This is a genomic window from Weissella confusa, assembly GCF_004766315.1.
Lineage (GTDB): Bacteria > Bacillota > Bacilli > Lactobacillales > Lactobacillaceae > Weissella > Weissella confusa_A.
The window spans coordinates 20,759-39,669 of the sequence record NZ_PVSN01000049.1 but is presented as its reverse complement, the minus strand read 5'-3'; the positions used below and the strand labels follow the sequence as shown (position 1 = coordinate 39,669).

Below are 18,911 nucleotides of genomic sequence, written 5' to 3'. Positions count from 1 at the left end.
TATGATTCAAGTAACATTACCTGACAAGCAATATCGCATTGAAATTCAAGCTGGTTTGCGCCATGCAATTGGTGAACAAGTTGCTCGGGTTTGGTCAAAGCGTAAGGTACTGTTGGTGTCAGATGAAAATGTCGCCACTTATTATTTGGCTGTGACGGCGCAAAATTTGACGTTGAATGGATTTGAGGTTGTACCAGCGGTCTTGCCGGCGGGTGAACAAACGAAATCCTTGGAGGCGGTCAACTATCTAGTTGGTGTGATGGCTGAAAATGGCTTTACGCGTCAAGATGGGGTGATTGCGCTCGGCGGTGGCGTCATCGGTGATGTGGCCGGTTTTGTGGCGTCAGTTTATATGCGTGGCATTGCCTTTATTCAAGTGGCGACGTCGCTGACGGCTCAAGTTGATTCAAGTGTTGGTGGCAAGAACGCCATTAACATGGATGATGTGAAAAATATTATGGGGACTTTTTACCAACCAGATTTGGTGATCATCGACCCAGAATATTTGGACACATTGGACGACCGTGACCTAGTTGAAGGTTATGCCGAAGTCGTCAAGACGTCAGCTTTGGCTGGTGGCGAGTTCTGGCAATGGACTGGTCGCATGAAGACGGTCGCCGACGTGCGTGCCAATGCACAATGGCTGATTGAACAATCCGTGCAATATAAGGCTGATATTGTGATGGCCGATGAAAAAGAGGGTGGCGTGCGCAAGGTGTTGAACTTCGGTCACACCTTTGGTCACGCCATCGAGTTGATGGCTCATGGGTCATTGCGCCACGGTGAAGCGGTCGCTGCTGGTATGGTCGCTATTTCGGACCGCTTTGAGCGTGACGGGATTACAGAACCAGGTTTGACTGATGCGTTGGTTGAGCGTTTGGCACCCGTTGGTCTACAAGTCTTTTCACCATTGATTGGTAAAGGTGACTTTTACGACCATTTGAAGAATGATAAGAAAAATCAATCTGGCACATTGCAGTTGGTCGCCATTGCGGCACCGGGCAAGCCAGTGATTGTTAAAAAAGAGTTAGCAGCAATGAAAGAATTCGTGGAAGGAAACCCAGAATAATGCGTTATATGACGGCGGGTGAGAGTCACGGCCCGGAAGAAGTGGCAATTATTGAGGGCATTCCAGCTGGTTTGCACTTGACCCAAGAAGATATTAATACGGAACTAGCACGACGCCAGCACGCAGCTGGTCGTGGGCAACGCCAAGTGATTGAGACTGATACGGTCACGATTATGGGTGGGGTACGCCACCAGGTGACATTGGGATCACCGATTGCGTTGAACGTGCACAATGATGACCACAATCACTGGACAAAGATTATGGATCCCAACACGCCAGCTGACGAAGAAAACAGCAAGCGTAAGGTGATGCGCCCACGCCCAGGTCACGCTGATTTGGTTGGGGGGATGAAGTATCGTCACTCGGCCGATTTGCGAAATGTGTTGGAGCGTTCATCAGCGCGTGAAACGGTCATGCGTGTTGCGGTTGGAGCGGTTGCAAAGCGTTTGTTGGCTGAATTAGGTATTGATGTGCACGGGTTTGTGTTAAACATCGGGCCAGTCCGCGCTGATGCGGGTCAAATTGCTCAGTATAAGACGTTGGCCGAATTGCGTGCCGTGACTGAGAGTTTCCCAACACGTACGTTGGACGCCGAAACGGATGAAAAGATGCGCACGTTGTTGGATGACACGAAGCGTGATTACAACACGGTTGGTGGTACAGTCCAAGTTATCGCAACCGGCGTACCAGTTGGCTTGGGGTCATATGTTTCCGCTGATACAAAGTTGGATGCCAAGATTGCGCGCGCCATTATTGGCATTAACGCGTTCAAGGGCGTTGAATTTGGTGGCGGGTTTGAGAACGCTGAAAAGTTCGGCTCAGAAGTGATGGACGAAATCTACTGGAGCGAAGAACGTGGTTTCTACCGCGGGTCTAACAACCTCGGCGGGTTCGAAGGTGGGATGACCAACGGTGAACCAGTGGTGGTGAAGGGCGTTGTGAAGCCAATTCCAACGCTTTATCGACCAATGCAAAGTGTCGATATCGATACCCACGAAGACCATCGTGCGTCAGTGGAACGCTCTGATACAACGGCGGTTACCGCAGCTGCCGTAATCGCGGAGCACATGGTTGCCATTGAGTTGGCCACTGCCATTTTGGATAAATTTGATACAGATAATATGGATCGTTTGAAGGAGCAATTAGCGGCGTACCGTGCCGAAATTAAAAACTTCTAAGTCGCCCCGAAAGGAGTAAGTTATGACTAACCGACAATTAAAAACTGCAGCAACCGGCATTAATGGCCAGTTAACGGTACCGGGGGACAAGAGTATTTCACACCGTGCGGTTATGTTGGGGAGTATTGCAACTGGGGAGACGACGATTTACGGACTGCTCGATTCGGATGATGTCCGAAATACATTGGGCGCCATGCAGCAGTTGGGGGTAACCGTCGATTGGTATGATGACCGTGTCGTTGTGCACGGCCGACCACTTACGACGTTGACGGAGCCCGACGAACCGCTTGATATGGGGAATTCAGGTACTAGTACGCGCTTGTTGATGGGATTGTTGGCGAATCAGCCATTCCCGATGACGTTTGTTGGGGATGCTAGTTTGAGCACTCGTCCATTGGCGCGCGTGATTGATCCATTGACGAAAATGGGGGCCCGTTTTGTGTCGACGAATCACCGTTTGCCGGTGACGACGATGCCTGGCTTTGGCTTGCATGGGATTCACTACCGTTTGCCAGTGGCATCTGCGCAAGTGAAGAGTGCTTTGATTTTAGCTGGCTTGCAAGCTGAAGGCGAAACGGTGATTACCGAACCGTTGGCGACGCGTGACCACACTGAACGGATGTTGCAAAAGTTTGGCGTAGCAGTTACCCGTGATGGCCAAGATATTATCGTGACGCCGAACACAACTTTGACTGGGACAACGATTAACGTGCCTGGTGATATTTCATCGGCTGCGTTTTGGATTGTGGCCGCATTGTTGGTGCCAAATAGTGAGTTGCGCTTGACCGGCGTCGGGATTAACCCAACGCGTGACGGCATTTTACGTTTGTTGCGTCGCATGGGTGCAGTGATTGAACTGGATAATGTGATTTCAGAAGGTGAACCAACCGCGGATTTGATTGTTCGTACACAAGCCTTGCAAGCGACAGCCATTACGTCAGAAGATATTCCGACAGCGGTCGATGAAATTCCGATGCTGGTGTTGGCGGCGACGCAAGCGCTTGGCGACACCTTGATTACAGGTGCCCAGGAACTTCACGTGAAAGAAACGGATCGCATTGCGACGGTGACCACGCAACTCAATAAGTTAGGGGCGAACATCGAGGCTCGCGAAGATGGGTTCTTGGTGCACGGTGGTACGCCGTTGCATGTTGAAGAGGCAACGGTGGTTGATTCATCAGGCGATCACCGAATTGGGATGATGCTGGCGATTGCGGCCTTGTTGACGGATGGTGAAGTTGCTTTGGCAAACGCTGATTCAGTCAGCGTGTCATATCCAAGCTTCTTTGCGGACCTAGAAAGATTGGTGGAAGCATAATGAAAACAGCGATTTTGATTGGTTTCATGGGGGCCGGCAAGACGACGGTTGGTCGTTTACTAGCTGAAATGTTGACCGTGCCATTAACCGATACCGATAAAATGATTATTCGTAAGACGGGACAAACGCCGGGTGAAATTTTTGCCGCAGAGGGTGAGCCGGCTTTTCGGGCGTTGGAGCATGATGTCTTGCAAGAAGTCATTAATAATGAGGGCATTATTGCAACAGGTGGCGGCATTATCGAGACGCCAGGTAATATTCAACTGTTGTCTGAAGCAAATGTGCCAGTGTTTTATCTATCAGGTTCGTTTGGTCAAACGATGGAACGATTGGCCGATGATGACACGCGCCCCATTTTGCGTTCAAAGACGTTGATGGAAGTGGCAGCCTTGTGGCGTAACCGCTTGCCGAAATATGACGCGGCTGCCAGTCACGTGATTGCGACGGATAATAAAACAGCAGCTGAAGTCGTAACTGAAATTCGCGAGTTACTAGGTGAATAAGATGACGAATTTGAAAATTGGGTCAGCCATTGCGAGGCCCGAGCGCCCGTTGATTGCGGTGCCAGTCATGGGTGAAACCGTGAATGATGTGTTGGTGATGTTGGAACAAGCCAACGAGAGTCAAGCCGACGTGATTGAATGGCGCGTGGATTATTTAGCTGATCCGGGTGAGTTACAAGCTAGCCAAATGCAAACCATTGCTTTTAATGCGGATAAGCCGTTAATTGTCACGTGGCGAACAACATTTGAAGGCGGGCAAGAAGACTTTGATAGCGTGGCTTATCACTGGGTATACCAGTTAGCGATTGCAAGTCGGGTTGCGGCGGTGGATGTCGAGGTGGCGTTACTTGAAGAAGTTGGGGATGTGGTCGAAGATGCGCAATCACAGGTCATTACCGTGATTGGTTCACGTCATTATTTTGACGAGACGCCCGCTGATTTAGCTGCAACGTTGCAAGAAATGATTGCGACACCAGCTGATGTTGTAAAACTGGCTGTGATGCCAAATGATGATGAGGATGTGCAACGATTGCTGGATGCAACTAAAGGAGCTGATCAAGCAAAGCCGTTAATCACAATGGCGATGGGCGAACTTGGTCAGCGGTCACGTTTCGACGGGTATCAATATGGTTCCCAATTAACATTCGCGAGCCTTGGTGAGTCATCAGCGCCAGGACAACCTGGTGTGACACAACTAAAAGCACATTTTGAATAAACTTTATAGTGCTGAACGGCAAAGCGTTCAGCACTATTTTTTTGTGTACAAGTTTTCAGACTAGAACTATTTAACTATCAGTTATTTTTGGTGTTTCAAAATAAGCTGTCTTTTGAATAATGAAAGGGCTTGCATTTGGAAATTATGCTCCTATAATGGGTGTTGTAAGTTGGTTGTCCGGACAAATCAACCCAACTGAGCTGACGAAGTTTTAGCTGCCAACGAAGATATTGTTCTAATTTTGGAGGAAAGCATTATGTCAGAACTGTTTGACTTCCCTAAGGTTGAGTGCCTTGGCGGAAAGAAGGGGATTAACTTTTTGGACGCCAAGGGATATAACTTCTATAACCCTGAGGAGCCTGTAACGATCAACGGAGAAACGAAGCCAATGAAGGATTGGTTGAAGTTCTCAGTTGCCTACTGGCACACGATGGACCAACGTTTGGTTGACCCATTTGGTGAAGGAACTGCCGTACGTCCTTGGGATGTTGATGGTGTTGATGATGTCACAAGCATGGAACAAGCCTTGAAGAAGGTTGATTACATGTTTGAGTTCATGGACAAGTTGGGCGTTGAATACTTCGCCTTCCACGACCGTGACTTGGCACCAGAAGGAAACACGTTGGCTGAGACGAACGCCAACTTGGATAAGGTTGTCGACAAGATTGAGCAAAAGATGCACGAAACTGGCAAGAAGTTGCTATGGAATACATCATCATTGTTCACGAACAAGCGTTTCTTGGCCGGGGGTGCCACGACGCCATTTGCTGATGTCTTTGCTTATGCTGCTGCCCAAATCAAGCACTCATTGGAAATCGCTAAGCGTTTGAACTCAGAATCATACGTATTTTGGGGTGGTCGTGAAGGTTACGAATCATTGTTGAACACGGATACGAAGCGTGAGTTGGATAACATCGCCAAGTTCTTCAAGTTGGCCAAGGATTACGCTAACGAAATTGGCTACACAGGTCAATTCTTGTTGGAGCCAAAGCCGAAGGGGCCAACGGCACACCAATACGATACTGACGTCCAAACGACGATTGCCTTCTTGAAGACATACGGTTTGGAAAACGACTTCAAGTTGAACTTGGAAGGAAATCACGCTTACTTGGCCGGTCACACTTACGAACACGAAGCTCGCTTCGCCCGTGAAGCTGGTTTGTTGGGATCATTGGATGCCAACATGGGTGACAAGCAAACTGGTTGGGACATCGACGAATTCCCTAATGACATTTATGAAGCAACATTGGTTATGTACGAGTTCGTTAAGAACGGTGGTTTGCCAACTGGTGGTTTGAACTTTGATTCAAAGGTTCGCCGTGCGTCATTCAAGCCTGATGACTTATTCTACGCCCACATGGCCGGTATGGATGTTTACGCCGCTGGTTTGCGTGTTGCGTTGAAGATGGTCGAGGATAACTTCTTGGAGAACATCTACAAGGAGCGTTATGCATCATTCGATTCAGGCATCGGTGCCGACTTCGAAGCTGACAAGGTAACCTTCAAGGACTTTGAAGATTACATCTTGAACAAGACGAACGATGAAATCTTCGCAACGATTCAATCTGGTCGTTTGGAAGCTATCAAGGCAACCTTGAACAACTACATCTACTCAGTATTGGGTACGACTTTCAACAAGTAATTAATTGAAATAACCTCACATTCTCAAAAAATAATCATCTGTTAAAAATAAAAAACGTGCCTAGCAGGCTCCTGTGAGAACCTGCTAGGCACGTTTTGTTTTAGTATGGTTTGATAATCCATGCCACAATGGCATAGCCAACAATCAAAATGACAGCAACAATCCAATGCCAGATTGGCAAAGGATCAGTCGCGGTTTGCGTTCGTGGAAAACCTTCCGTGAACCCGTGTGACGTCATCGCCATGGCTAAGTCATCAGACCAGTGCCAGGCACTGACAATCGCTTTGAAATACAATTGTGGGCTCCAAAAGTGATAGGTGATGCCACGCAATGAGGCGGCGTAACGAATCGTTTGAACTTGGCGTCGTACACGAGGTAACAAATTGAAGGCTGCCAACAAGCCATAGGTAAATGTTGATGACAACTTGGCATGCAAGTGCAAACTGATAAGCAAATCTTTCACGTGCGTGGTTAATGTCAGCGCTGCGCCAAGCAGTAGATAGGCGTAAAGACGTGAGGCATAAACCAACGCAATGCGATGCGTGTCACCAGTTCCAAAAGCAATGAATGACCACCATGTTCCAAAGACAAGTGGGGCAGCAACTAACAACATAATCACGATGACTTTACCGGAAACACGTTGTAGCAGTAGGTATAGTAGACCGATGACAGCAACAACGATATTCAGCGTAATTGATTGACTAAAGGCGGTTTGAAAACCAATCCCAATCAGAATAACGAGCAAAACGGTCGGATTCAACTTAAACATGTTGGGCACCTCCGATTAGCGTTAAGTGCTGGTCGGCAAAATGTAGTTCATAATCGACAAACCCAGTCAGACCTTGGCGTTGATGTGAAATCATCAAAACGGTTTGATTGGTCTGGTGAATCGTTTCTTGTAGCAAGTTCATCAACACATTGACGGATGTACTATCCAAACCAGCGAGCGGTTCATCGAGCAACAAAACAGGTTGGCCCATGATTAACATGGTCAGTAGTTGCAACTTCTTTTGTTGTCCGCCAGATAGTTGATAAACGACGTGGTCCTGCAAGTTGTTTAATTGCAACTTTTCAAGCGCATCTGCAACACGGTCATCCGTCCAGTAAGTTGCTTGCAAACTGAACTTTTTCGAGAGTGCAATTTCACTCGCAACGGTCATCGTCACGAATTGATCGATGGCTGATTGAAAGACTAGCGCAAGACGTTGTGACCAAATCTTTTGTTTAACTTTGCGACCATCAACGGTTTCCCAAAGAATTTGGCCATCATACGCGCATTGATGGGTGAGTCCCTTGAAGAATGTTGACTTGCCAATACCATTAGCACCTGAAATCAGCCCAATCTGACCAGCAGGTGCGGTAAAGGTTGCATCTTGCAACAATTGGCGGTCGCCAACTGCAACACCAAAATCTTGCCAACGCAATGGTCCATCCCCAACTGGTGCGCCACCAAAGTTTGGGGTAGGTGCGATGTTAGTTAGCATATCGCGACTCGCTTTATCCAACGTACCAGTTGCCGTATCGAGTTGGTAAAGGGTATCAACGAGGTTGGCGTATCCAGACAAGTCGTGGTCTGAAATCAAAATCGTCGTGCCATTTGTTTGTTGTAAATCTTTGAGATCTTGCAATAACAATTGGCGGGCAGCTGGATCGACATTAGCGAATGGTTCATCGAGCAAAATGATGTCACTTTGCATCGCAAAAATTGTCGCCAAGGCCACGCGTTGCTTTTCACCACCAGACAGCGTTAGTAGTTCTTGGTCGGCTAATCCATCCAAGTCCAATCGCGCAATCGCATCTGTGACACGACGTTCGATGTCGGCGATAGGTAACTGCAAGTTTTCCAATGCAAACGTGATTTGCTCACGGGCTGTGCGCATTGCAAATTGGCGGTCTGGGTTTTGAAACAGCATCGCAACCCGCTTTGCCTTTTCAAATGGTGCAATCGGACCGATAGATTGACCTTCTAACAAGACATCGCCATTTGTGACGACGCCACCAAATTTTGGTAGCAAGCCAGCCATCGCTTTGAGCAACGTTGACTTACCTGAGCCAGAAGGGCCCACCATCAAGTTGAAACTACCGGGCGTCAAATCCAAATTTATCTTATTCAAAATGCTTGGCTGATCAGCTTCATAAGCGAAACTGAAATCTACAACACGTAATGATGTCATAATTAACGCTTCATCAAACCTGACTTTGCAACCAAGGCGTTAATCAAGTAGACCAACACACCGGCAAACAAAGCAACTGAGATCAAACGAATCACGAACAACGTGATCAACATGCCGGGCTTGTAGGCCATGTAACCTGAGTTAACCAAGTCCCAGGCAAACGTCACAATCGTGCTCGTCAAAACTGATAGGCTCAAACCAAGCTTGCTCCAGTTCTTGTAACCTGTGAGGGCAAAACCAAGTTCTGAACCGATTCCTTGGACGAAACCGTAAATCAACGTTGCGGCACCCCAGCTTGAGAAAAGCAACATTTCAACAACGGCAGCCAATACTTCACCAATCGTCGTTGCACCAAACTTTTGCAACAACACACCGGCCAATGGACCAGCCATCAACCAAACGCCAATGGTCATATCATTAGCGTATGGCTTAAGTGGGGTCGCTGACAAGAAGTAGTATGAGGCACCCCATAATTGGTAGATAACCCCAAAGAAAATTGCAATAATGGCTAGGAAAATAACATCTCGAATCGCCCAACCGCGCTTGTTTTCAACAACTGTTTGCATGACGCAAACCTCCAAATAATATTCCGAATCGCCCAAAGCCATGGAAATAAAAAAGGACCCCAGCATCACTGCAAAACGCAGTCCGATACTGGGGTCCGTTTACTTCAATCGTAAACAAACCAAGCTCCCCGGCAGGCATTACCCTGCTTAGGTTCCATGGGTATTATCTCAGCCGTAACGGCACCCCAGCTTGTTTGATTCGTTAACACAAGTATAGGGGGTTAGGCGAGGGTTTGCAACTGTCCGCGGAATTCGTCGAGGTGGTTGTAACCTTTTTCGGCCATAATGGCGATCAATTCGTTGTTCAAGCGTTCGAAGATAGCGGGTCCTTCGAAGTAAAGTGACGTTCCAACTGAAACCAAGTCAGCACCGCAAAGGATGTGGTCGTACACATCACGGCCGTTCGTCACGCCGCCAGTGCCGATAATCTTGATTTCGGGGCGCAAACGTTGACGCAAGGCACGCACGTTAGCAAGGGCTGTTGGCTTAACGATTTCACCACCAAGACAACCGAAGCCCCCCTTAGGCGCGATAACAACTGTGTCCGTTTCAGGATCAACTACCAAACCGTTACCGATTGAATTAATCGTGTTCACGAAGGCCAATGGGAAGTCGTTCAAGATCTCAGCAATCATGTCGAAGTGGGCGATGTCGAAGTAAGGTGGCAACTTCACACCCAAAGGCTTCGTGTAGAAGCTGAAGACCTCAGTCAAAATCTCACGCGTTGTGTCGAAGTCGTAGGCCGTTTGGGGCTTACCTGGCACGTTTGGGCAAGACAAGTTCAATTCAACCAAACCGTTAAAGTCAGAAGCTTGAACGTCGCGCAACATCGCCAAGTTATCAGCCTTTGTCAGACCGGCGATTGAAAGGAACAATGGCTTTTCGTCTTGGTGCGTAATTGTGTAGTCCAAGTAGTAGTCCAAGCCAAGATTTGGCAAGCCCATTGAGTTGATTGAACCCAATGGCATTTCAGCAAAACGGATACCGGCGTTACCGTCGCGTTCAGCAGGTGTGGCACTCTTCGTAACCAATGAGCCAGCGCCACTGGCCTCTAGAATTTGGTCCAATTCAGATGCTGTTTGGCAATATACGCCAGCAGCGTTCAATAATACGTTGTCAAAATCAAAATCAGCAATGCTCGCGGTCAAAGTTGTCATGGCTTTTTGTCCCCCAAAAGTCTTCTTGTGAAATTAAATTTTTTTAAGTCTACCAGGTTTCAAGGCCTATGACTACACTGTTTTTTGGGTATAACGTTTTACTCATGAATTAATTCTCAAATACAGTTACCAGGCGAATTTATCACTGATATTTGGTAGAATAGAAGTAACCGTAAAGTAGCTTTTTAAGCTACCGCAAAAAAATGGAGGAATTCGTTCGTGGAGTGTGAAATTAAGTTATTCGGTATGTCAGCTAACAATAAGTTGGCGCGTGCAGTGGCCGAAGAGTTGCACCAACCGTTGAGTCAAATTGATATTCAACGTTTTGCTGATGGTGAAATTTATGAGCGAGTTTTGGAAAGCGTTCGTGGCGATGATGTTTACATCGTGGCACCAATCGCTGAAGAAGTGAACGACGCTTTCATGGAAATTATGATTGTGATTGATGCGTTGCGTCGTGCTTCTGCTGGGCAAATCAATGTGGTGATTCCATATTTGGGTTACGCCCGCCAAGACCGCAAGGCAAAGTCACGTGAGCCAATCACGGCTAAGATGGTTGCCTCAATGCTTGAAATGAATGGTGTTGACCGCGTGGTTGCAATCGATTTGCACGCTGATCAATTGCAAGGATTCTTTGATATCCCAGTTGATCACCTGCAAGCCGCACCATTGTTGTCAGACTACTTCTACAGCCGCAATATGACAGATGATTTGGTCGTTGTCTCACCTGATCACACGGGTGCTGGTCGTGCCCGCAAGTTTGCCGACTTGTTGCACTCACCATGGGGCGTGGTAAATGATCACGTCGCAATGACAACACCAGAGTCACCTGATGCTATTGTTGGTGAAGTGGCTGGTCGCCGTGCGATTATCGTTGACGATATTGTCGACACTGGTCGCCGTGTCCAAATGACAGCGCGTGCTTTGCGTGCAAATGGGGCAACGGATGTCTTTGTTGTGGCAACACACGCCGTTTTGTCTGGTGATGCTGCGCAACGTTTGGCTGGGGATGATAACATTTCGCGCCTTGTCTTTACGGACACGTTGACGCTACCAGCTGAAAAGCAAAGTGCTAAGTTCACAACGTTGTCAGTGGCACCTTTGTTGGCCGAGGCTATTCAACGTATTCACGATAACCGCGCTTTGGATGTTTTGTTGAAGTCACGCAATAATCCGGAAGCTAAGTTATAATGTTAACTAAGGTATATGAATTTTAATTAACTTGAGGGGTAATCACATGGTTTATGCAGCTGCAGATAATCGTTATGATATGATGCCATACCGTCGCGTGGCCGATTCTGGTTTGATTTTGCCAGCATTGTCTTTCGGACTATGGCGTAACTTGGGCGATCAAAAGCCACTTGCTAACTCACGTGAAGTGATGTTGAAGGCGTTTGATAATGGTATTTTCTCATTTGACAACGCATCAAACTACGGTCCATCAGATGGCTCTGCTGAAGAGACATTCGGTGCTGTGTTTGAGAAGGACTTGAAGCCATACCGTAATGAATTGGTTATTACGACAAAGGCCGGTTACCACATGTGGCCAGGTCCACTAGGGGAGTTTTCTGGTAAGAAGACGTTGACGGCCGCATTGGATATGTCATTGCAACGTATGCACTTGGACTACGTTGACATTTTCTATGCACACCGTTGGGATCCAAACACAAACTTGCGTGAAACGGCTGAAGCATTGGACTTGATGGTTCGCCAAGGTAAGGCTTTGTACGTTGGTGTTTCAAACTACACGACGGAACAAGTTGCTGAAATTGGGGCAATTTTTGATGAATTGCACACACCATTCATTGGTAACCAAATGTCATACAACATGTTTAACCGTGAAGCCGAAACGACGGATATGTTGGCAGAATTGGACAAGCACCACGCTGGTTTGATTGCCTACGGTCCTTTGGCTGAAGGGTTGTTGACGGATCGCTACCTAGATGGTTTCCCAGCGGACATGCCTTTGCACCGTACGAATGCTTTCATTAAGGAAGATCCAGAAGGTACGGTTGCTAAGTTGAACGCGTTGAACAAGGTGGCTGCAGACCGCGGTCAAACGTTGGCGCAATTGGCTATGGCTTGGTTGCTTCGTGACCGCCGTGTCCCATCAATCGTTATCGGTGCTTCATCAGTTGACCACTTGTTGGACAACGTGAAGGTCCGCGATAATATGGATTTGTCAGCTGAAGAGTTGGCAACCATTGATCAAATTTTGAAGAACAACTAATTGAAAGTGTCCTATTATCCAAGCGGGTAGTAGGGCACTTTTTCTGTTATACTAAGTTGATAAGTAGTAAGGGAGCGAACAACATGAAGAAGATTACAGTTTTGGGTTCTTTGAACGCTGACACAATTCTGCACATTCCACATTTGCCACAACAAGGTGAGACGATGGCGATGGACGATGCCTCAACTGCCCCTGGTGGTAAGGGTGCTAACCAAGCCGTTGCTGCAAAGCGCATGGGTGGGGATGTTAACTTTATCGGTGCCGTTGGCCAAGATGCAAATGGGCAATTGCTTTTGGATGCACTTAAGGCAGATGGTGTTGATACAACCCACGTGGCTGAACTTGAAGGTGTCGCAACTGGTGCGGCTTACATCATGTTGGAAGCTGACTCACACAACACAATTTTGATTTTGGGTGGGGCTAACCGCCAAGTTAACGAATCAAACGTTGAAGCTGCTGAGGATACCATCAAGGCATCAGATGTGTTGATTGCACAATTTGAAACGCCAATGGTTGCCACTTTGAATGCTTTCAAGAGTGCCAAGGAAGCTGACGTGATGACGGTTCTTAATCCAGCACCAGCAACGAAGGACATTCCAGCCGAGCTGTTTGCCGTGACTGATTTGGTGGTACCAAACGAAACGGAAGCTGAAATCATTACTGGCATTCCAGTGACGGATGATTTGTCGATGGAAAGTGCTGCTAAGCGTTTGCAAGAAATGGGTGCTAAGAACGTCATCATCACAGTTGGTGAGCGTGGTTCTTACTTCTACATGGCTGATGGCGAAAATGGTTTCGTGCCAGCTTTGAAGGTGAAGGCAGTTGATACGACGGCCGCTGGTGACACGTTTATCGGTGCATTGACGACTAAGTTGGACGCCGACATGCGTAACGTTGAAGAAGCCGTACGCTTTGCCAACGCAGCTGCCGCAATTACGGTGCAAGGGGCTGGTGCACAACCATCAATCCCAACGTTGGACCAAGTTAACGCTTCACGTGCATAATAAAGAATGAACGCAAACGTCGGACGCTTGTCCGGCGTTTTTTAACAGGAGAACAAGAATGAATAACAATGATATCGTGCGTCGCATTCGTTTTATCTACAATATTAAGAATGCTGACATGATTAAGATTTTTGAACTTGGTGGTTTGACGATTACCAAGGAGCAATACCAAGACATCATGACTAAGCAAGAACCAGATACACCTCGTGATGAAAAGTTGTCACGTCGCGATTTGGAGAAGTTCATGAATGGTTTGATCATTTCACAACGCGGTGTAAAGAAGGATGAGGATGGGCAACCAGTTGAACCTGACTACAGCATGCAACGTGATAATGACATCAACAATGTCGTAATTAAGAAGTTGAAAATTGCGATGACTTACAGCAATGAAGACTTGATTGAGTTCTGGGAAGCAGCTGGCTTCAAGGTGTCAAAGGGTGAAGTTGGGGCCATGTTGCGTCGTAAGGGTCACCCAAAGTATTTGGTTGCTGGTGATCAATTTATGCGTAAGTTGCTTGGTGGGTTGGCCATCACGTTCCACGATGGCGAGACGACTGAAATTGTCGATTAGAAAATTCTAATAAATTTCGCAGGTTACGCACTGAAAAAATACCGCTGGTTTGGTATACTTGCCTCATCATATAGATATGGGGGATATTAACATGGTAGCTGAATTGAATTTGGAAATTGAACCAATGCATTTTCAACGTATTTTGGTAGGTGTGGATGAATCACAACAAGGTCACGTGGCTTTGGCGAACGCGATTCACCAAGCTGTTGAGGACGACGCAAAGTTGATCATCGCATCAATTTTGGAATTGGGGGAGTTGTCAGCAGTTGATGTGTTGAGCTTGCCAACTGTTCAAGCGGTTGAAGACCAATTGGAAGCCAACTTGGCGCGTTACAAGGAATATGCAGAAGCACACGGTGTTAAAGATGTTGAAGTTGTCTTTGACAGCGGTCAACGTGCCGGTGAAGTGTTGGTTGAAGAAATCGCGCCACGCGTTAACGCTGACATGATCATTGTTGGTGCGCACTCAAAGAAGGGTTGGTGGGAATCATTGGGTTCTCAAGCCGTTTACGTTGCGCGTCACGCCAAGGTATCATCAATGATTGCTCGTTGCGATTTGGAAGAGCCTAAGAAGTAATAAATACGAAGCCCTGTGCCATTGGTATGGGGTTTTAATTTGGGGGATTTATGGTAATTAGAGAAGCGGATACACTAGCAGATTACGCTGGCATTTTGGCAATTGACGAGGTCGTTTGGAATGATACGAATGCGCCAGTTGCCATGCAAAAATGGTCGGATGCGAGCTCGTTTAAAGCGGCCATGACGGCAGAAGGACGCCGTCATGGCGTTGCAGTTGACGAGAATAATGCTGTATTGGGATACGTTGAATTTTCGTCTCGTTTTCCAAGTCATCGGTATAAGTGGGACATCGGCCTTGGTGTTGCACCGGCTGCGCAAGGGCAAGGTGTTGGTGGCCAATTGTTAGCGTGGCTACAAGAATTGGCACGCCAAGAGAAAATGCACAAAATCACATTACGGGTTTTGGGAACGAACCCCAAAGCAATGCACTTGTATAAACGAGCCGGCTTTAAACAAGTTGGTGAATTAAAAGATGAATTTTATTTAGATGGTCATTTTGTTGATGACTATTTAATGGATTGGTTCGTCGACTAATGAAAAGCACATGGCGACATGTGCTTTTCTTATTTTTTGAAAGTGAAAACCTAAAAAATATCATACGTATGAATAATTTTTGACTTATGTGAAAAAATACTATTGCTTAAAAAACATTCACCCTGTATACTAACTCTTGCGGGTGAGGAGCCCCGGTTAAGTGAAAGTCATAAGCCTTCAATCTGAAAAGATTGGACGAAATCCTTTATGAATTTTATTTAGCACTATGAACTAAGATAAAAGTTAATAGTACACTGGGGAAAACCTCGCTATGAGTTTTTAAAACATAGTAGGAGGGTTTGTCATGTCTGAAGAAATGACAAAGAAGCCAGGCTTCGTCGGCGATGCAACTGCTGACGCAAGTTTGGGCGATGTGAACGGTTCTGTGGAGGTACCAAAGAACGGTTCATTCTGGCGTAAGTTGTGGGCCTTTTCAGGTCCTGGGGCCTTGGTTGCCGTGGGTTATATGGATCCAGGTAACTGGGTAACGTCTGTTGCGGGTGGTGCGAACTATCACTACACGCTTTTGTCAGTCGTATTGGTGTCATCATTGATCGCAATGATGTTGCAATACATGGCTGGTAAGTTGGGAATGGTTAAGCGCGAAGACTTGGCCCAAGCCACACGTGCTCGTACGAGTAAGTCAGGTGGTTTCGTTCTTTGGATTATCACTGAGTTGGCGTTGATTGCCACTGATATTGCCGAAGTTATTGGAGGAGCAATTGCGTTGCACTTGCTGTTCGGTTGGTCAATGATTGCGTCTGTTTTGACGACAGCGTTTGACGTATTCTTGCTATTGTTGTTGATGCGTTTCGGTTTCCGTAAGATTGAAGCAATTGTTATTACATTGATTTTGACGATTTTGGTTATCTTCGGTTACTTGGTTATCTCATCAAACCCAGACATCGTTGCGATGTTGGGTGGATACGTACCACAATTGCAAGCTGTAAGCACGCACGCACCAAAGGGTGTTGATTCACCATTGTTGATGACGTTGGGTATTGTCGGTGCGACGGTTATGCCGCACAATTTGTACTTGCACTCATCAGTTTCACAAACACGTAAGATTAACCGTGAGAACAAGGCTGAATTGAAGGAAGCTGTTCGCTTCATGACATGGGATTCAAACATCCAATTGACGTTGGCCTTCGTTGTTAACTCAATGTTGTTGATCTTGGGAGCATCATTGTTCTTCGGTCACGCTGATTCAGTTGGAACGTTTGGTCAAATGTACTCAGCTTTGTCAGATAGCAAGGTTGCTGGTGCAATTGCGTCACCAATCTTGTCAACGTTGTTCGCCGTTGCGTTGTTGGCGTCAGGTCAAAACTCAACGATTACAGGAACGTTGACTGGTGAAGTTGTCATGGCTGGATTCTTGCGTTTGAAGATTCCAATGTGGGCACGTCGTGTGATTACACGTGGATTGGCATTGGCACCAGTTATCGCCTTTACATTGATTTACGGTGGTGATGAGTCAAAGTTGGACGTCCTATTGATTAACTCGCAAGTCTTTCTATCAATTGCTTTGCCATTTGCGATGGCACCATTGATTTTGTTCACATCATCAAAGAAGGTGATGGGTGAAGACTTCGTTAACCCTAAGTGGATGACAACGATTGCTTGGCTGGTATTTATCGTTTTGACTGGATTGAACATCCAATTGATCGTCGAAACGGTTCGTAACATGTTCTAATAGATATTTATCAAGACTTCGCAGTGTTTGCTGCGAAGTCTTTTTTGTTTCAAGTGCTTATGTTTGACATATCATTATATCTCGTATAATATATACTATATCGTAAATAGTGTTATATCACACGAAGGAGACAGGTATGAATATTCAAGTACCGACGACCGTATTGGACGGTTCGGTTCTCGCGATGCTAGCCAAGGAAGATACCTATGGCTATATCATCACGAAAACCATGCAAGACTTGCTGAACGTCAGTGAGTCGACGATGTATCCAGTGCTACGCCGCCTAAAGAAAGATGGCTATGTCGAAACATACGATCAGCCTTTTGAAGGTCGCATCCGACGTTATTACAAAATGACTGCTGAGGGGCAAGCACATTTGACAGAAATTAAAGATAGCTGGGGCGCTTTCCATGGCGCAGTTGACTCACTATTGGAGGAACAATAATGGTTAATGAGTATTTGGCAGACGTGAGAAGTTATATGGCTGGGGTGCCAGAAAACGAACGCGAAGAACTGCTACAGTTTTATGAGGAACAAATGATGGACGCTGGGTTAACGTCCGAACAAATCATTGAAAAATATGGCACGCCAAAGGAATTCGCCCGCAAGTTGAAGTTGGAGTACTTTATTCAAGTGGACGATGCGCCAGAAGCAACTGATATGCCAGCTGGTAAGCGGTAAGCGTACCAAGAATCGTGCAACGTTGATTTGGTTGATCATTCTAGGATTGTTTGCGTCACCAGTTTTGATTCCAGTTGCATTGGGGTTAATCGCAGCCTTGTTTGGTGTATTCGTTGCGTTCATTAGTGTTATCTTCGCAATTTATGCAACGATTATTGCTGCATTGGCAGTAGGCGTCTTTTCATTTATTTCAGGTATTATCTTGCTATTCCAATCAGTTGCAACGGGAATCTTCTTTATGGGAGTTGGAATTGTCGCAACGGCAGCCACGATTTTCTTTGCGCCACTAGTATGGCGCGCAACGAAGTGGTTGTTTGAGCAAGTCATTGTCTTTGCAAAGTGGATTGGTCGCAAGTTGGTTCGCAAGAATCGTGTCGAACCAGCACAGGAGGTGTAAGCGCATGGATTTGAAGAAAACTTTGATTATTGGCGCTGCCGGTATGGTGCTTGGTGGCTTGATGATTTTGGGTGGTTTGAGTGCCGGTGCGGAAACAAACATTGCTTGGGACAAGGGGCCTAAGATTGTTAACGTTTCAACGACACACAAAACATTTAAGGATGGCCAAGTACAAAACCTTGAGGTCGATGCTGGTAACAACTTGGTTGAAATCGTCCGTGGTACGGAATGGAGTGTGAAGGCGACTGGCACGTCAAACAAGGTACTAACTGATTTACAAGATAAGACGTTGCGTATTGATGCGCCAGATGACAATCACCACATGATTTTCTCGTTTGGTAATTATGATCCAAAGGTCACGGTTACGGTGCCGTTCTCAGCTAACTTGGATAGCTTGAAGATTACGACAACGAATGGTGGCATGATTGTTCAAGGACAAAACGTTAAGAACACGACGGTAAGCAACTCTAACGGTGGTGTCCGTTTTGAAAACTTACAAGGAGAGCAACTAAACATCACGACAACGAATGGTGCGATTGCACTTGAAGATACGAACTTGCATGCCGTGCATTCAAAGAGTCAAAACAGTGCATTCAAGGCTGAAAATTTGACGTTGACGGATGCGAGTGACATCACCTCAACGAACGGCATGATCAAGCTTGAGGATAGCCATTTCCCAGGTTTGGATGCATCAACACACAATGGTTATGTGCATGTTGAAGATGTACAAAACGGTGACGATGATAAGAGCTACCAAACTGGTGATGCAACGAAGGTTTTGAAGATTCAAACGACCAACGGTGTCATCTCAATTGAAAATTAATCGCAACGAAGTCGGGTTTAATATCCGGCTTTTTTTGCTGTCTCATAAAAATCTCATTTTTGGTATAATGAAACCAA

21 protein-coding genes and 1 riboswitch are annotated in these 18,911 nt (G+C 46.5%); of the genes, 17 read left to right on the top strand and 4 right to left on the bottom strand.

From position 1 onward, the window contains the following. The first annotated feature begins 1 nt into the window (after window position 1). The 6 genes from aroB (at window position 2) to xylA (ending at window position 6,425) form a co-directional block, all read left to right on the top strand. A complete protein-coding gene (gene aroB, locus C6P11_RS07240; RefSeq protein ID WP_135519909.1) occupies window positions 2–1,069 on the top strand; it encodes a 3-dehydroquinate synthase in 1,068 nt (355 codons plus the stop codon). Beyond that, the gene (aroC, locus tag C6P11_RS07235) at window positions 1,069–2,247 is read left to right on the top strand and encodes a chorismate synthase (RefSeq protein WP_056973592.1); all 1,179 of its coding nucleotides are present in this window, start codon (window positions 1,069–1,071) and stop codon (window positions 2,245–2,247) included. Before aroB ends, aroC begins: the two co-directional genes overlap by 1 nt. A 22-nt stretch (window positions 2,248–2,269) precedes the next feature. Then, on the top strand, window positions 2,270–3,565 hold the full coding sequence (gene aroA, locus C6P11_RS07230; RefSeq protein ID WP_135519907.1) for a 3-phosphoshikimate 1-carboxyvinyltransferase: 1,296 nt from the start codon (window positions 2,270–2,272) through the stop codon (window positions 3,563–3,565). Beyond that, window positions 3,565–4,068, top strand: coding sequence for a shikimate kinase (locus tag C6P11_RS07225; RefSeq protein WP_135519904.1), 504 nt, complete (start codon window positions 3,565–3,567; stop codon window positions 4,066–4,068). Before aroA ends, C6P11_RS07225 begins: the two co-directional genes overlap by 1 nt. A gap of 1 nt (window position 4,069) precedes the next feature. Next, window positions 4,070–4,783: a type I 3-dehydroquinate dehydratase gene (aroD, locus tag C6P11_RS07220; RefSeq protein ID WP_135519902.1), complete on the top strand. Its 714-nt coding sequence runs from the start codon at window positions 4,070–4,072 to the stop codon at window positions 4,781–4,783. Window positions 4,784–5,039: 256 nt separating this feature from the next. After that, a complete protein-coding gene (xylA, locus tag C6P11_RS07215; protein ID WP_135519900.1) occupies window positions 5,040–6,425 on the top strand; it encodes a xylose isomerase in 1,386 nt (461 codons plus the stop codon). Window positions 6,426–6,525: 100 nt separating this feature from the next. Here xylA and C6P11_RS07210 read toward each other — a convergent pair whose 3' ends face one another. From C6P11_RS07210 to C6P11_RS07195, 4 genes are all read right to left on the bottom strand, one after another. Next, window positions 6,526–7,194, bottom strand: a complete 669-nt coding sequence (locus tag C6P11_RS07210) for an energy-coupling factor transporter transmembrane component T family protein (protein ID WP_135519898.1) — start codon at window positions 7,192–7,194, stop codon at window positions 6,526–6,528. After that, window positions 7,187–8,599, bottom strand: a complete 1,413-nt coding sequence (locus C6P11_RS07205; protein WP_135519895.1) for an ATP-binding cassette domain-containing protein — start codon at window positions 8,597–8,599, stop codon at window positions 7,187–7,189. The genes C6P11_RS07210 and C6P11_RS07205 overlap by 8 nt, the downstream gene beginning before the upstream one ends. A 2-nt stretch (window positions 8,600–8,601) precedes the next feature. Then, the gene (locus C6P11_RS07200) at window positions 8,602–9,165 is read right to left on the bottom strand and encodes an ECF transporter S component (RefSeq protein ID WP_135519893.1); all 564 of its coding nucleotides are present in this window, start codon (window positions 9,163–9,165) and stop codon (window positions 8,602–8,604) included. Between the two features lie 108 nt (window positions 9,166–9,273). Continuing rightward, a riboswitch (TPP riboswitch) is annotated at window positions 9,274–9,363 on the bottom strand. A gap of 23 nt (window positions 9,364–9,386) precedes the next feature. Further along, window positions 9,387–10,322, bottom strand: coding sequence for a dihydroorotate oxidase (locus C6P11_RS07195; protein WP_135519891.1), 936 nt, complete (start codon window positions 10,320–10,322; stop codon window positions 9,387–9,389). 219 nt (window positions 10,323–10,541) lie between these two features. Between C6P11_RS07195 and C6P11_RS07190 the strand changes: the two genes are divergently transcribed. The 11 genes from C6P11_RS07190 (at window position 10,542) to C6P11_RS07145 (ending at window position 18,834) form a co-directional block, all read left to right on the top strand. Continuing rightward, window positions 10,542–11,513, top strand: coding sequence for a ribose-phosphate diphosphokinase (locus C6P11_RS07190; RefSeq protein WP_135519889.1), 972 nt, complete (start codon window positions 10,542–10,544; stop codon window positions 11,511–11,513). A gap of 46 nt (window positions 11,514–11,559) precedes the next feature. Further along, complete coding sequence (locus C6P11_RS07185) at window positions 11,560–12,552, top strand: aldo/keto reductase (RefSeq protein ID WP_004560377.1); 993 nt, start codon at window positions 11,560–11,562, stop codon at window positions 12,550–12,552. Window positions 12,553–12,635: 83 nt separating this feature from the next. Beyond that, the gene (gene rbsK / locus C6P11_RS07180) at window positions 12,636–13,556 is read left to right on the top strand and encodes a ribokinase (RefSeq protein WP_004560376.1); all 921 of its coding nucleotides are present in this window, start codon (window positions 12,636–12,638) and stop codon (window positions 13,554–13,556) included. Window positions 13,557–13,614: 58 nt separating this feature from the next. Next, window positions 13,615–14,127 (top strand): DUF1456 family protein, encoded by a 513-nt coding sequence (locus C6P11_RS07175; protein WP_135519887.1) that lies wholly within the window; start codon window positions 13,615–13,617, stop codon window positions 14,125–14,127. Between the two features lie 91 nt (window positions 14,128–14,218). Continuing rightward, on the top strand, window positions 14,219–14,704 hold the full coding sequence (locus C6P11_RS07170; RefSeq protein WP_004560371.1) for a universal stress protein: 486 nt from the start codon (window positions 14,219–14,221) through the stop codon (window positions 14,702–14,704). 50 nt (window positions 14,705–14,754) lie between these two features. Further along, window positions 14,755–15,240, top strand: coding sequence for a GNAT family N-acetyltransferase (locus C6P11_RS07165; protein ID WP_135519885.1), 486 nt, complete (start codon window positions 14,755–14,757; stop codon window positions 15,238–15,240). Between the two features lie 304 nt (window positions 15,241–15,544). After that, window positions 15,545–16,933, top strand: coding sequence for an Nramp family divalent metal transporter (locus C6P11_RS07160; RefSeq protein ID WP_135386608.1), 1,389 nt, complete (start codon window positions 15,545–15,547; stop codon window positions 16,931–16,933). Between the two features lie 136 nt (window positions 16,934–17,069). Next, entirely contained in the window at window positions 17,070–17,378 is a 309-nt protein-coding gene (locus C6P11_RS07155) for a PadR family transcriptional regulator (RefSeq protein WP_135519882.1), read from the top strand. Further along, window positions 17,378–17,614, top strand: a complete 237-nt coding sequence (locus tag C6P11_RS11265) for a DUF1700 domain-containing protein (RefSeq protein WP_245299827.1) — start codon at window positions 17,378–17,380, stop codon at window positions 17,612–17,614. Before C6P11_RS07155 ends, C6P11_RS11265 begins: the two co-directional genes overlap by 1 nt. After that, window positions 17,574–18,011, top strand: coding sequence for a hypothetical protein (locus C6P11_RS07150; protein ID WP_245299825.1), 438 nt, complete (start codon window positions 17,574–17,576; stop codon window positions 18,009–18,011). The genes C6P11_RS11265 and C6P11_RS07150 overlap by 41 nt, the downstream gene beginning before the upstream one ends. A gap of 4 nt (window positions 18,012–18,015) precedes the next feature. Beyond that, window positions 18,016–18,834 carry a DUF4097 family beta strand repeat-containing protein gene (locus C6P11_RS07145; protein WP_135519880.1) on the top strand — a complete coding sequence of 273 codons (819 nt, stop codon included), beginning with the start codon at window positions 18,016–18,018 and terminating at the stop codon, window positions 18,832–18,834. Window positions 18,835–18,911 lie beyond the last annotated feature (77 nt).